Genomic DNA, 13,094 nt, shown 5'->3' on the forward strand with positions numbered 1-13,094 from the left:
GGGACGCTGCCCCCGCGCACGCCGCCCCACGGAGATAGCGATGAGCCAAGGACAGACCCCACGCATGGTCCACTGCAAGAAGCTCGATCAGGAGCTTCCGGGCATCCCCTTCAAGCCCCTGCCCACGGAGCTCGGCCAGCTGATCTACGACAACGTGTCCATGCAGGCCTGGCAGATGTGGATCCGCGAGTCCCCGCGCTACATCAACACCTACCGCCTGGACCTCCAGACCCAGGAGGGCCGCGACTTCCTCGAGCGCCAGATGAAGGTCTTCTTCGGCTTCGAGGAGGGCGACATGGCCGACACGGCCTGGCGCCCGGAGGGCTGAGCGCCCTCGAGCCATCGAGCCCGGGCTGTGTGCGCGGGCCCGAGCAGCGCACATCTGCGCGTCCAGCTCTCGATCGAATCGACCCGCGCGAGCGAGCGCGGCTTGAACGATGATGGAACGAGTGCAGTCGGCGATGACTCGCCTGGTCTGCGCCCCTGTGACATCACAGGATCATGGCGATCGATGGAGTCAAGACGAAGGGCGCCGCCGTGCTCACCATGAGCGAGTGGCTCGACAGGCGCCTCGGCCAGGCCTGGACACGCAAGACCCTGCGCCGGCACGCGCCGCACTGGCCCGAGCAGCTGCGTTCGCACGAGTGGTACGACCTTCGCCCGCAGCTGCTCGTGATCGAGCGCGCGGCCTTTCGCCTGCGCGGGACCGACAGCGTCGAGACCATCGCCCGCGAGGTCTGGGGCCAGATCGCCCTGCGTGATCTGACCAGCACACACCGGGCGTTCTTGTGGGCCAAGAGTCCGCCCACCTTCCTGCGCTCGGTCCCCTCGCTGTGGGAGCGCTACGTCAGCTTCGGCCGGGTCACGATCGACCACAACGAATTCGGCAGCTTCAGCGCGCGGATCGGGGATCTGCCCCTGGGCGTCGACGAGTGGGTCGGCGGGGCGTGGCTCGGGCTGGTCCCCACGGCCATGGTGTTCGCGGGCGCCGAGGGCCTCGAGGCCGCGATCGTCGAGCGCAGGCGGACCTTCGCGGGCGGCTGGGAGCTGCGCTACGAGCTGCGCTATCGCCAGCTCGAGCTTCGCTATCAGCCGCGGCCGCGGCCGCTGCCGCAGACAGAGCAGCCGCGGTGACGTTGCTCACCGAAGCGGTGGTCTCGGCGCAGCTCGCCAGCGGCTAACGTCCCGCCCATGCCGTACAAGCTCGTCACGTTGGGAGGAGACGGAACTGGGCCGGAGGTCATGCGCGAGGGTCTGAAGGTCCTCGACGCCGTGTCCAAGCCGCTGGGTATCGAGTGGGAGATCGACGACATCCCCTGCGGCGGCCAGTACTACCTCGAGCACGGGGACCTCGACTGGCCGGCCGACGCTCAGGGCCGCTGCGCCGCCGCCGATCTGATCTTGCTCGGCGCCGTGGGCTGGCCCGACCCCGAGGGCACCGGTGGCCCGGTGCTGATGAAGGACAACAAGATGGCCGGCTTCTCGCCGGTGATCGGCAACCGCATCAAGCTCAACCTCTACGCCAACGTCCGCCCGATCAAGCTCTACCCGGGCGTCTCGCACCGCATCCACGGCGGCCACAAGCAGGTCTGGGAGCCTGGCAAGGTCGACATGGTGATCATCCGCGAGAACACCGAGGGGCTCTACGCGCCCACCGGCGGCAAGCTCTCGCCGGGCGGCAAGGCCGACGTCGCCATCGACACCCGCGTGATCACCCGCCGCGCCTCGGAGCAGGTCATCCGTCACGCCTTCGAGCTGTGCAAGCGTCGCGGCGAGCTGGGCACCGGCGGCGCGCCCAAGGACGGCAAGCTGCGGGTCACGGCGATCATCAAGGACAACGTGCTCCACGGCTGTCAGATGTTCCGCGACATCTTCTTCGAGATCGGTGAGGAGTACCCCGAGATCGAGAAGGACACGGCGATCGTCGACGCCTTCACCCAGTGGCTGATCGGCCAGCCCGAGTACTACGACGTCTGCGTGACCACGAACATGTTCGGCGACATCGTCACCGACCTGGCCTCCACGCTCCAGGGCGGCATGGGCATGGCCGTGGGCGCCAACATCGGCAAGGACCACGCGATGTTCGAGCCGATCCACGGCAGCGCCCCCAAGCACGCCGGCAAGGACAAGGTCAACCCGATCGCCATGGTGCTCTCCGTCAAGGAGGGCCTCGAGTGGCTCGGCGGGCAAAAGGGTGACGACAAGCTCACCCGGGCCGCCGCCGCCGTCGAGGCCGCCGTGGTCGAGATCCTCGAGGCCGGCAAGCCGCTGACCTACGACCTGGTGGGCAACGAAGCCGCGGCCAAGTGCAGCGAGGTCGGCACGGCCATCGCCGAGGCCGCCGCGCGCAAGCTCGGGTGAGCTCCGCTGAGCTCGCCAACCACACTCGCCCTCGACGACCCTCGCCTCGACCCCTACCGCGCGCTGCCTGCTGGCGCGGGTAGCAAGGGTCGAGCCGGGGGCGTCGCCAATGAGACGATCATCGTCGAGGGCGCCCTGGCGGTCGAGCGCCTGCTGGCCAGCGAGCTCGAGATCGAGTCGCTGGTCTGCACGCCCTCACACCACGCCCGCCTGGCCGGGCGCCTGCCCGCGCAGCTGCCCGTGTTCGAGCTCGAGCGCCGGCAGATCGTCGACCTCGTCGGCTTCGACTTTCACCGCGGCGTGCTCGCCTGCGCCCGCCGCCCCGCCCTGCGCCAGACGCTCCTGGCCCACGAGCTCGAGGCCCTCGAGCGCCGGGCGCAGCTGACCTTGATCGCCGCCAGCGGCCTCGCGGATCCCCGCAACCTCGGCGCGCTGATCCGCAACGCCGCGGCCTTCGACGCCGACGGCGTGATCGTCGACGCCGCCGGGGCCGACCCCTTCTCGCGCCTGGCGATCCGCGCCAGCGTCGGCAACGTCTTTCGCGTCCCGCTGTGGGTCAGCGACGCCCTCCCGGCGACCCTCGCCCAGCTGCGCCGCGAGCTCGGCATGAGCCTCGTCGCCGCCACGCCCAGCGGCGAGCACCTGCTCGGCGAATACGCAGCGCCCGCGCGCCTGCTCTTGCTCGTCGGCAACGAGGGCGCCGGCCTGCCCGCGGACACCCTGGCCACCGCCGACGCGCGCGTCAGCATCCCCATGGTCGAGAGCGCCGACTCGATCAACGTCGCCGCCGCCTCGGCGGTGCTGCTCTTTGGCCTGCGCCGCGGCTGAAGGGCCCTTCTCCCGCGTCAGCGAAGCCGCCGCGGGGTCCCAGCGGGCCGGTTTTCAAGAATAGTTCCCCTCGGCGTCGACGAGCAGCTCCGGCGGCGCCTGGACCAGCTCGATCAGCACGCCTTCCCCACCCTTTGGGCTGTCCGCGTTGCCCTTGGGGTGGATGAAGCACACGTCGTGGCCCGCCGCGCCCTTGCGGATGCCGCCGGGAGTGAAGCGCACCCCCTGGCCCTCGAGCCAGGCGACCGCCGCCGGGAGGTCGTCGATCCACAGCCCGATGTGGTTGAGCGCCGGGCTGTCGACCTTGGGCTTGGCCGCGGGATCGATGGGCTGCATCAGGTCGATCTCCACGCACTCGTAGGCGTGACCCTCGCCGAGGCGCAGGATGTCCTCATCGACGTTCTCGCGCTCGCTGCGGTAGCTCCCGACGGGCGCCACGCCCAGCAGGTCGACCCACAGCGCGCGCAGGGCCGACTTGTCGGCGCCGCCGATCGCGACTTGTTGCAGACCGAGGACTCGGAAGGGCCGGGGCTCACTCATGGCGCTGAGCATAGGGCACGCTCCAATTCGACTCTATTTTTCATTTGGAGGCTCAATTTTCACACCAGATGCATTTTTCTCGCAAATTATGTTCTTGAAAACAGTTTTCATTTTCCTTAGAAAGAAGAGGTGAGCCACCGACACGCCCTCGAACTCCTCGCCGCGGACCACGGCTACCTCGTTCAGATCTGCCGCGACTGCGACGTCGTCCACGTCGACGTCGGGCCCGTGACCCTGCGCGTGCGACCCAAAGCCCTGGCCTCGCTGACCGAGGTCCTGACCCGCGCCTGTCACCGCCTGGAGTCTCCCCAGGCCAAGCACCCGCCCTGCCCCGAGCCCAAGCCCGCGCTCGTAAATTAGAGCGACCGGATCCCGCCGCTCGGTCCCCTCAATCCGCTCAGTCTGGGGCGACGACCACGAGGTCGACGCTGCTGCCCTTGGCGACCTCGCTGCCGCCATCGGGCTCCTGAGACAGCACGCGCTGGCTGCTCAGCTCCTCGTCCTCGCGCTCGCGCACCGAGCCGACCGTCAGCCCCGCGGACTCGAGCTGCTTGCGCGCCCGCGGCAGCGGCATCCCGCGCAGCTTGGGGACCTCGACCACCTCGGGCTGCGCCTCGCCCTCGCTGCCCTCCGCCGGGGCCTCGCCAGCGATGACCAGGCGGACCAGCGAGCCCTTCTCGCTCTTGCTCCCCGCGTTGGGCTCTTGGCGCAAGACCGCGCCGAGCTTGCCCTTGGCGCTCTCCTTGGTCGGCGCCGGGACCTCGAAGCCGGCCGCGACGAGCTCCTCCGTGGCCTCGGCGACGTCCTTGCCGAGCACGCCGGGGACCGTGACCATCTCGGGCGCGGCTGCGACCACCACGCGGATCTCCTTGGTCTGCAGCGGCGCCCCGCCGTCGGGGGACTGCGAGAGGATCGTCCCGGCCTCGACGGTGTTGTCGACGCGCTGGCTGTCCTCGATGATCACGATGCCCTGGGCGCGCCAGCGCTCCCGAGCCTCGCGCAGCTCCAGCCCGTGGAGGTTGGGCGCCGTGAGCTCGGCGGCAGGCTGCGCCGGCGTGTCCGCGGGCTCCTGCTGACCAGAGACCGGCACCTCGACCTGCGCCTGCGCGTCGGAGGGTGCCTGCAATTTCATCATCACGGGGCCGAGGGCGAAGAGCACCACGACCGAGGTGACGAGTGAGATCAGGAAGATCTTGAGATACTCCTGCACGAGCCCGGATCCTGAAGCGGCGCGAGGACCACGAGGTCCGCCGCGCCGCTCAGAATATCGCGTTTGTGAACAAATGGCGAAAAAGCCGGGACCCTCGAATCAGGCGCTCACGGCGGCCCGAAGCGGCGCGCTCTGGGCCTCGACGACCAGCCCATCGGACGGTTCGTCGTAGTTGACGAGCACGGTGTCGCCGTGGCCGAAATCACCCGCGAGGATCGCCCGCGAGAGCGGCTCGAGGATGCGCTGCTGGAGCAGGCGCTTGAGCGGTCGCGCGCCGAATTCCGGCTCGTATCCGTTCTCCGCCAGCCACCGCTTGGCCCGGTCCGAGACCGCCAGCTGAAGCTCGCGCTGGGCCAGGCGCTTTTGCAGCCGGCGCAGCTGGATCTCGAGGATACCCAGCATGTGCTCGCGGCCCAGGGGGTGGAACTGGAGGATCCCGTCGAGGCGGTTGAGGAACTCCGGGCGGAAGTGCTGGCGCAGCAGGCGATCGCGCGCGACCGCGAGCTCGTCCGCGGGCATGCCCCGGGACAGGAGCTCCGAGCCGATGTTGGAGGTCATCAGCACGATGGTGTTGCGGAAGTCGACCGTGCGCCCCTGGCTGTCCGTGAGCCGGCCGTCGTCGAGGACCTGGAGCAGCAGGTTGAAGACCTCGGGGTGCGCCTTCTCGATCTCGTCGAGCAAGATCACGCTGTAGGGCCTGCGGCGCACGGCCTCGGTCAGCTGGCCGCCCTCGTCGTAGCCCACGTATCCGGGCGGGGCGCCGATCAGCCGCGAGACCGAGAACTTCTCCATGTACTCGCTCATGTCGATGCGCACGACGTTGCGCTCGTCATCGAAGAGGAACTCGGCCAGGGCCTTGGCGAGCTCGGTCTTGCCCACGCCCGTGGGGCCCAGGAAGAGGAAGGAGCCGATCGGCCGCTCGGGGTCCGAGAGCCCGGCGCGGGCCTGGCGGACCGCGGACGAGACCGCCTCGATGGCCTCCTGCTGGCCGATGACCCGCTCGTGGAGCTTGCCCTCCATCTCGAGCAGCTTCTCCTGCTCGCCCTGGAGCATCTTGGACACGGGGATCCCGGTCCACTTCGAGACGATCTCGGCGACGTCCTCGTCGGTCACGACCTCGCGCAGGAAGGAGCCCTCGGCCTGGGCCTTCTTGAGGGCCTCGCGGGCCTGCTGGCGCCGCGCCTCGAGCTCGCGCAGCGCACCGTAGGTGAGCTGCGAGGCCTTCTCGAGGTTGCCCTCGCGCTGGGCTCGCTCGGCCTCGGACTTGGTGGCCTCGATCTGCTCGGAGAGCTGCTTGATCTCGGCGAAGCGGTCGCGCTCGCCCTGCCAGCGCCCGCGCAGCGCCGCCGCCTCCTCGCGCAAGCCGGCGAGCTCGGCCTCGAGCTCGCGCAGGCGCACGCCCTGACGCTCGGACTTCTGGCGCGAGGCGTCGTCGGCCTCGTCCTTGCCGAACACCGCGCCGAGCTTGTCACGCCAGCCGCCGCCCTCGCCCCCCTGCTCCCGCGCCAGGGCCTGGCGCTCCATCTCGAGCCGGGTGATCTTGCGCTCGAGCTCGTCGATGGGCAGCGGGACGCTCTCGACCTCCATCTTGAGCCGCGCCGAGGCCTCGTCGATCAGGTCGATGGCCTTGTCGGGCAAGAAGCGGTTTTGGATGTAGCGGTTGCTGAGGTTGGCGGCCGCGACCAGGGCCGCGTCCTCGATCTCGATGCCGTGGTGGGCCTCGAAGCGATCGCGCAGGCCGCGGAGGATGGCGACGGTGTCCTCGACCGAGGGCTCGTCGATCATCACGGGCTGGAAGCGACGCTCGAGCGCCTTGTCCTTCTCGATGAACTTTCGATACTCGTCGAGGGTCGTCGCGCCGATGCAGCGCAGCTCACCGCGGGCGAGGGCCGGCTTGATCATGTTGGCCGCGTCCTGGGTGCCCTCGCTGCCGCCGGCCCCGACCAGGGTGTGCAGCTCGTCGATGAACAGCAGGATCTGGCCCTCGGAGCTCGAGACCTCGTTGAGCACGGCCTTGAGCCGCTCCTCGAACTCGCCGCGATACTTCGCGCCAGCGACGAGCGCCGCGAGGTCGAGCTGGAGCAGCCGGCGGTCGCGGAGCGACTCGGGCACGTCGCCCGCGGCGATGCGCAGCGCGATGCCCTCGGCCAGGGCCGTCTTGCCCACGCCGGGGTCGCCGATCAGCACCGGGTTGTTCTTGGTCCGCCGCGAGAGCACCTGGATCGCCCGGCGGATCTCCTGATCCCGCCCGATGACCGGGTCGAGCTTGCCCTGGCGGGCGAGGCCGGTGAGATCCCGGGTGTACTTGTCGAGGGCCTCGTAGGTGCCCTCGGGATCCTCGGAGGTCACGCTTTGGTTACCGCGCATCTCCTGGAGCGCGGACAGCACGAGCTCGCGCGAAGCGCCCAGCTCGCGCAGCAGCTTGCCGGCCTTGATCCCCGCCTTGTCCGCCTTGGGCGAGAGGAAGGCGAGCACCAGGTGCTCGGTGCTGACGAACTTGTCCTTGAGGCTCGCGGCCTCGTCGGCGGCGAGATCGAGGGCGGTCCGCAGCTCGCGGGCCACGCCCACGTCCCCGCCGTCGACCCGGGGACGCTTTGAAAATTCCTGGGCCAGCGCCCGCTCGACGGCGGCGCCGTGGATCCCGGCGCGCTCGAGCAGCGGGCGCACGAGGCCACCATCTTGCTGAATGGTGGCCATGAGCAGGTGCAAAGTGTCGATCTCGGGGTGACCCAGATCGCGGGCCATCGCCTGGGCGTGGGCCACCGCGTGGCGCGTCTTGACCGTTGCCTGCTCGGGGTTGAAAGCTGCCATGTTCTTGTTCTCCTTACGGCGCTCGTCCGAGCGCGGGGCGCCCCACCAAGCGCTGGGGGGCGGTGAACGGATTGAGGAACTCGTGGGATGAGTGGAGAGAGCGTGCGGTGCGGGGGTCTCCCACCCGCGGCGCCAACCTGCGCACGGCCGCCAGCTCCGCAACCCCCCGCGCTTCGCGTCCGCTCGGCGTACACCGTGAGCCAAGACTCGACCCTCCCGCGGTCTTGCGTCGCTCTTCGCACGAGTCCATGCTTCGCGTCCGCGTGATCACCCTCCTCAGCGCCTCGCTCGCCGGCCTGCTCGCCGCGGAGCCACCTCCTCCACAAGCGGCACCCCCCGGCGGTTACTGGAGCCTCGCCGAGACCCGCGAGCACCAAGAGCCCCCGACGGGCGACAAGGAGCTGACCATTGGTTCCGTGTTGTTCTCCCTCGGGCTGATCCGCGCGGGCGCGGGCGCGGTAACCGTTTGGATGGCGTCGAAGCCCAACCTCTGCCCAGCCTCGAGCGATTCGGACTGCCAGGCCTATGGTGGCTTTGGCTGGTATGGCGTCGCCGAGGGAGGCGCGCTGACCATCATCGGCATCGTGTATCTGAGCATCGGCGCGAGTCAGCGCAATCGCCACACTCGCTGGCAGGCAGGTGGAAGCGCAGGCTTGGAACCGCGCCTCGTTGGCGTCCGCCCTTGGCTCGCGCGTCCGCGACAGCGCTTGGGTGCGCCCACTGGTGGCGGCCTGGTTCTAGAGCTTCGCTTCTAGGCTGAAATTCCCAACGTCCCCAGATCTCATTCCCCACTGCTTCGTTGCCAGCGGGCGGCACGCAGGTCTCGGCGTAGGTACCACCAGAGCCCACCAGGCGCTGCGTTCGGCGATCCATTTGGCGACATCGCACCCAAAGATCGGTTATGATGAAGGCAGTACGAAGACGCAACTACCAACGCGTCACCCCTTCGAGGAGCCTGAGAAGAATGAACCGTAGCATGATCATGTACGCCAGCATCCCGCTGGTCGCGGCCCTGGCTGGTTGTCCGAGCGACGATGCCCCCAGCGACGACGCCAACGACGAGACCGGCATCGGCGTGACGAGCACTTCCACGTCATCGACCGGAGAGGACGAGGTCTCGACGACCCTCGACACCTCGGCGACGACCCTCGACACCTCCTCCGAGACAGCGGACGGCACGACCACCAGCAGCGACGGCATGAACTGCGGTGAGGTCTCGATCGTGCCGACCTATATCCCTCCCTACATCGTGATGGTCGTCGACGCCTCCGCCAGCATGGTCAACAACGTCTGGGATCACGACCTCGACGACAACACCGCTGACGTCACGCGCTGGAACACCCTGCACGGCGTGGTCGACACCGTCATGCAGAACTTCGGCTCGGCGATGTACGCTGGCATCCAGCGCTTCCCCTCGTCCGACGCCTGCCCCGACGCCACCCCGCAGAACTCCGCCTGCTACAACATCGACTCGTGCACCACGAACACCACGCCCGAGGTCGGCGTCGCGCTCGACAACGGCGCGGCGATCCTCGCGGCGATCCCCGGACCCGACGCCGGTAACACCGAGGTCGTCGGTGGCACCCCGGCGACCAAGGGGATCAACTCAGCGGTCAACCACCTGCTCTCCCAAGGTGGCGCGAACCCGAACTACATTCTGCTGATCACCGACGGCGCGGCCAACTGCAACACGACGCTGGATTTCCCGGACTACATCGAGTTCTACGACGAGACGCTCCCGACCACCGTCCAGGCCGCCTACGACGACGACGGGATCACGACCTTCGTGGTCGGCATCGACATCGTCGACCAGCTCCTGGGCGCGGGTATGGACGGCGCCCCCGAGGCCAACCCCTACGAGCGCCTCAACGACGTCGCCCTCGCCGGTGGCGCGCCGAAGAACGAGGGCATGGACGCCGAGAAGTTCTTCAACACCACCAACCAGCAGGAGCTCATCGACGCCATCGAGGCCATCCTCGGCGAGGTCACGGACTGCACCATCGACCTGACCATGACCGACGAGGGCGCCCCCGACTCGCAGCAGATCCCCTACGTCGAGTTCGAGGTCGGCGGTGAGGAGGTCCCCAAGGTCGACGACTGCGACAGCGAGGACGGCTGGACCTGGGTCACCGAGGGCGAGATCATGACCTTCTGTGGCTCCTACTGCGAAGACTTCAAGAGCGGCGCGGCCAGCTTCGACGGCACCTACGGCTGCCCGCCCGCCGGCTGATTCCGCCTCCGCGAGTCAACCAGCAAAAGAGCCCGGGGCAGCTGCCTCGGGCTCTTTTTCTGGTTCCGAACCATCCCGGTGGGCGGTTAGTGTGCGCGGCAGAGGACTTGAAGGGTCCCAGGCGCCGGACCGCCGGTTGCTGACGAGGCGCGAGGAGGGAGTTTGTCGGGCACAAATGACTGACGAGCAACGAAGTCAGCGGCCGGTGCTCCAAGCCTGGGGCCCTTCAAGTCCTCTGCCGCGCACACTAGGAGCCCGTGGTGGAACCCAGCGCGGCTCCTCGCGCCGGGATTTTCGTCGAGGGCGCGAAGTCAAAACGCCGCTGTACCGGGCGTACTGCAAGTTTTGGCGACAAAGCCCTCGGCGAAAAGACCAAGCCAGGTGTCGTGTTGGGTTTCACCACGGGCTCCTAGGGCAGCTCGCTGACCTTGGTGACTCGGTTGCGGCCGTGCTCTTTGCAGTAGTAGAGCGCCTGGTCCGCCAGCTCGATCAGCTCGTGGCGCTTGGTCGCGTCGCGGGGGTACTCGGCCACGCCCAGCGATAGGGTCACGGAGAAGCTCCCGTGCTCCGAGCTGATCGTCTGGGCGGCGATCTCCTCGCGCAGCCGATTGGCGAACACGGCGGCCCCCTCGGCGTCGGTGTCGGGGAGCACGAGCACGAACTCCTCGCCGCCGTAGCGCGCGACGATGTCGACCTTGCGCGCGCGCCGGGTGAAGATCGCCGCGACCCGCCTGAGCACCGCGTCGCCCACGGGGTGACCGTAGGTGTCGTTGACGCTCTTGAAGTGGTCGATGTCCGTGAGGATCAGCGAGAACTTCTGGCCGGTGCGCTCGGCGAGGGCGTGGAGCTGCTCGAGGCGCTCTTGGAAGGCGCGGTGGTTGGTCAGCCCGGTCAGGCCGTCGGTCGTCGCGCGCTCCTCCATGGACTGGTACATGCGCGCGTTTTGCAAGCTGACGCCGACCTGGTGGCTGATCACCCGCAGCATCTCGCGGGCCGCCGGCGGGTAGGCCTTGGGCCGCGAGCTGGCCACGGTGATCGTGCCGAGGACCTGCTCGCCGCGCACGAGGGGGAGCACCAGCACGCTGCGCGCCCGGGTCAGCGCCGTGGCCTTGTCGAACACCGCCACGGCGCTGTCGTTGTACTCGCCGTTGGCGGGCATGTGATGCCGGTTCTTGACCGCCATCGAGACCAGGCAGACCCCGTCACAAAAGCGCTTGCCCTCGAGGCCCTGGGCGAGCTCCGCCCAGTGCTGCTCGTCCTTGTCCCAGGACTCGGGGTCACGATCCTGCGCCGCGTGGCGCACGGCCAGGACCTCGTGCTGGCTGCGCCCGGCCCCGGGGTCGTGGCGGGTGATGACCGCGAGCTCGTAGGGCGCCATGGCCGAGAGCGCCGCGAAGGTCTTGGCGTAGACGTCCTCGAGGGTCAGGGCCTGGTTGAGCAGCTCGCTGGCGCGATAGAACTGCTCTTGCTCGTACTTGCCGCGCTCGACCGCCGCGAAGGCCCGCTCCTGCTCGATGATCCGCATGCACTGGGCCGCGGCCTTCTCGAGGGTGTCCTGCTCCTGATCCGTGAACGGGCGATCGTCGACGCGGTCGGCACACAAAAACCCGCGCACGACCTTGCCCTCGACCATCGGGACCACGCACAGATCGCTGACCGGCTCCGGCCCTTGGTAGTAGGGCGGGACCCGGCGGCCGCCGAGGGCCTTGAGGCGCATCGCCTTGGGATCGCGGAGCACCGCCGCGAGCACCCCCGGGGCCTCGATCACCGGGTTGTCCCGGGCCATCTCGGAGCTCGTGGCCATCTCCTTGATGACCAGGGTCGGGGTCTTGCGCGAGTCCTTGCGCTCGCCGGCGACCTTGCGCTCCTCGTCGCGCTGGATCCACAGCAGCGCCGCCGTGTTGAGATCCAAGGACACGCCGAGCAGGTCGATGGTGAAGAAGAGCTGCTCGTGGATGTGGTGAACCGCGCCCTGGGCCATGCGCAGCTCCTCGTCCTCGCGGCTGCGCGCGGCCCGGCTGGCCAGGGGCAGCTGCGAGGCGATCAGCCGGAAGTCCCGGGCCTCCTGACGAATGCGCGCGAGCTCGCTGGTGATCGAGTGCTCGTGCTGGCCGCGCAGACGCTTGGCCAGGCTCGTCAGGATCATCAGGTTCCCGGCGGCGAAGAAGCCGAGGTAGGTCAGGTGCATGGCCACCGCCGGCCACACCCCGCTGGCCCCCGCGCGCACGGTGGCGAAGCCGACCATGAGCTCGAGCAGGGCCGTCGCGGCCAGCCACACCCCGGCGATCCACCGGCGCTTGTTGACGATCAACAAGAACGAGACCAGGGCGTAGACCAGCGGGTAGAGGAAGCTGGCCAGGCCGCCGGTGGCGACGATCAAGATGTAGACCCCGGTGATCAGCAGCAGGCCGAGCTCGAGCTCCTGGCCGAGCTCGACGACCCGCCCCGAGCCCAGGCGCCGGCGCAGGCCGCCGTCTTGGCCGCGACCCGCGAGCGCGCCGACCGGCCCGAGCTCGCGGCCGAGGGCGCGGATCAGCGTCGCCGCGTAGATCACCAGCCCGGTGAGCACGAGCAGATCCCCCGACCACAGCCGCTTGGCCGAGAACTGGCCCATGGCCAGGAGGTAGGCGAAGGCCACGACCACGATCAGGCCCCACCACTCGGTGGCCTGCTTGCGGGCGCGGTAGATCGTACGCGCGAGGGCCGTCATCGCTGGGCCCCCGCCGCGTCGTCGACTCGGTGAACTTCGAACACCAGCTCGCCCGGCATGATCATGTTGAGGTCCTCTCGGGCGATACGCGCCAGCTCGCGATCGACGCGCTCGTTGGAGCGCGGATCCTCGGGGTCGACGTGCAGCGCCTCGATCTCGGCTTCGAGCAGACGGATCTCGCGCGCGAGGGTCTGGTTACCCTCGACCAACGCGTCACGCTCTGCCCGCACCCGGGCGAGATCCTCCGCGCCCAAGTGCTCGTAGCTGGGCAGGAAGGCGATCGCCGCGGTGATGAACAGGGCCAGCAGGATGCGGTTCAGCCAGCTCATCGCTCGTAACCGGCACCCTACGGAGACGCGATCCAGGCCGCAAAAAAACGCCCGGGACGCGCTGGACTGCCTGCG

Annotated in this window: 12 protein-coding genes; 7 read left to right on the top strand and 5 right to left on the bottom strand. The window is 69.0% G+C overall.

The genetic code is table 11. From position 1 onward, the window contains the following. Positions 1-40: 40 nt before the first annotated feature. The 4 genes from G6O69_RS03775 (at position 41) to G6O69_RS03790 (ending at position 3,189) form a co-directional block, all read left to right on the top strand. Positions 41-328, top strand: a complete 288-nt coding sequence (locus tag G6O69_RS03775; protein ID WP_172302159.1) for an oxidative damage protection protein — start codon at positions 41-43, stop codon at positions 326-328. Positions 329-501: 173 nt separating this feature from the next. Then, the gene (locus G6O69_RS03780; protein WP_172302160.1) at positions 502-1,134 is read left to right on the top strand and encodes a hypothetical protein; all 633 of its coding nucleotides are present in this window, start codon (positions 502-504) and stop codon (positions 1,132-1,134) included. A gap of 57 nt (positions 1,135-1,191) precedes the next feature. Further along, a complete protein-coding gene (locus tag G6O69_RS03785; protein WP_172302161.1) occupies positions 1,192-2,361 on the top strand; it encodes an isocitrate/isopropylmalate family dehydrogenase in 1,170 nt (389 codons plus the stop codon). 240 nt (positions 2,362-2,601) lie between these two features. Continuing rightward, positions 2,602-3,189 (top strand): RNA methyltransferase, encoded by a 588-nt coding sequence (locus tag G6O69_RS03790; protein ID WP_172302162.1) that lies wholly within the window; start codon positions 2,602-2,604, stop codon positions 3,187-3,189. A 54-nt stretch (positions 3,190-3,243) separates the two neighbouring features. Here the strand turns inward: G6O69_RS03790 and G6O69_RS03795 are convergent, their stop codons facing one another. Beyond that, complete coding sequence (locus G6O69_RS03795; RefSeq protein WP_172302163.1) at positions 3,244-3,729, bottom strand: VOC family protein; 486 nt, start codon at positions 3,727-3,729, stop codon at positions 3,244-3,246. Between the two features lie 129 nt (positions 3,730-3,858). Between G6O69_RS03795 and G6O69_RS03800 the strand changes: the two genes are divergently transcribed. Then, positions 3,859-4,089 carry a hypothetical protein gene (locus tag G6O69_RS03800; RefSeq protein WP_172302164.1) on the top strand — a complete coding sequence of 77 codons (231 nt, stop codon included), beginning with the start codon at positions 3,859-3,861 and terminating at the stop codon, positions 4,087-4,089. Positions 4,090-4,126: 37 nt separating this feature from the next. Here the strand turns inward: G6O69_RS03800 and G6O69_RS03805 are convergent, their stop codons facing one another. After that, positions 4,127-4,939, bottom strand: a complete 813-nt coding sequence (locus G6O69_RS03805) for a PASTA domain-containing protein (RefSeq protein ID WP_172302165.1) — start codon at positions 4,937-4,939, stop codon at positions 4,127-4,129. Positions 4,940-5,038: 99 nt separating this feature from the next. Then, the gene (gene clpB / locus G6O69_RS03810; protein WP_172302166.1) at positions 5,039-7,750 is read right to left on the bottom strand and encodes an ATP-dependent chaperone ClpB; all 2,712 of its coding nucleotides are present in this window, start codon (positions 7,748-7,750) and stop codon (positions 5,039-5,041) included. Positions 7,751-7,974: 224 nt separating this feature from the next. Here clpB and G6O69_RS03815 point away from each other — a divergent pair, with 224 nt between their 5' ends. Both G6O69_RS03815 and G6O69_RS03820 read left to right on the top strand, forming a co-directional pair. Beyond that, positions 7,975-8,505 carry a hypothetical protein gene (locus G6O69_RS03815; RefSeq protein WP_176396608.1) on the top strand — a complete coding sequence of 177 codons (531 nt, stop codon included), beginning with the start codon at positions 7,975-7,977 and terminating at the stop codon, positions 8,503-8,505. A 209-nt stretch (positions 8,506-8,714) separates the two neighbouring features. Further along, complete coding sequence (locus G6O69_RS03820) at positions 8,715-9,980, top strand: VWA domain-containing protein (protein WP_172302168.1); 1,266 nt, start codon at positions 8,715-8,717, stop codon at positions 9,978-9,980. A gap of 409 nt (positions 9,981-10,389) precedes the next feature. Here G6O69_RS03820 and G6O69_RS03825 read toward each other — a convergent pair whose 3' ends face one another. Further along, positions 10,390-12,690: a sensor domain-containing diguanylate cyclase gene (locus G6O69_RS03825; protein ID WP_172302169.1), complete on the bottom strand. Its 2,301-nt coding sequence runs from the start codon at positions 12,688-12,690 to the stop codon at positions 10,390-10,392. Beyond that, positions 12,687-13,019, bottom strand: a complete 333-nt coding sequence (locus tag G6O69_RS03830; RefSeq protein WP_172302170.1) for a septum formation initiator family protein — start codon at positions 13,017-13,019, stop codon at positions 12,687-12,689. Before G6O69_RS03830 ends, G6O69_RS03825 begins: the two co-directional genes overlap by 4 nt. Between the last annotated feature and the right edge of the window lie 75 nt (positions 13,020-13,094).

The organism is Pseudenhygromyxa sp. WMMC2535, assembly GCF_011083025.2.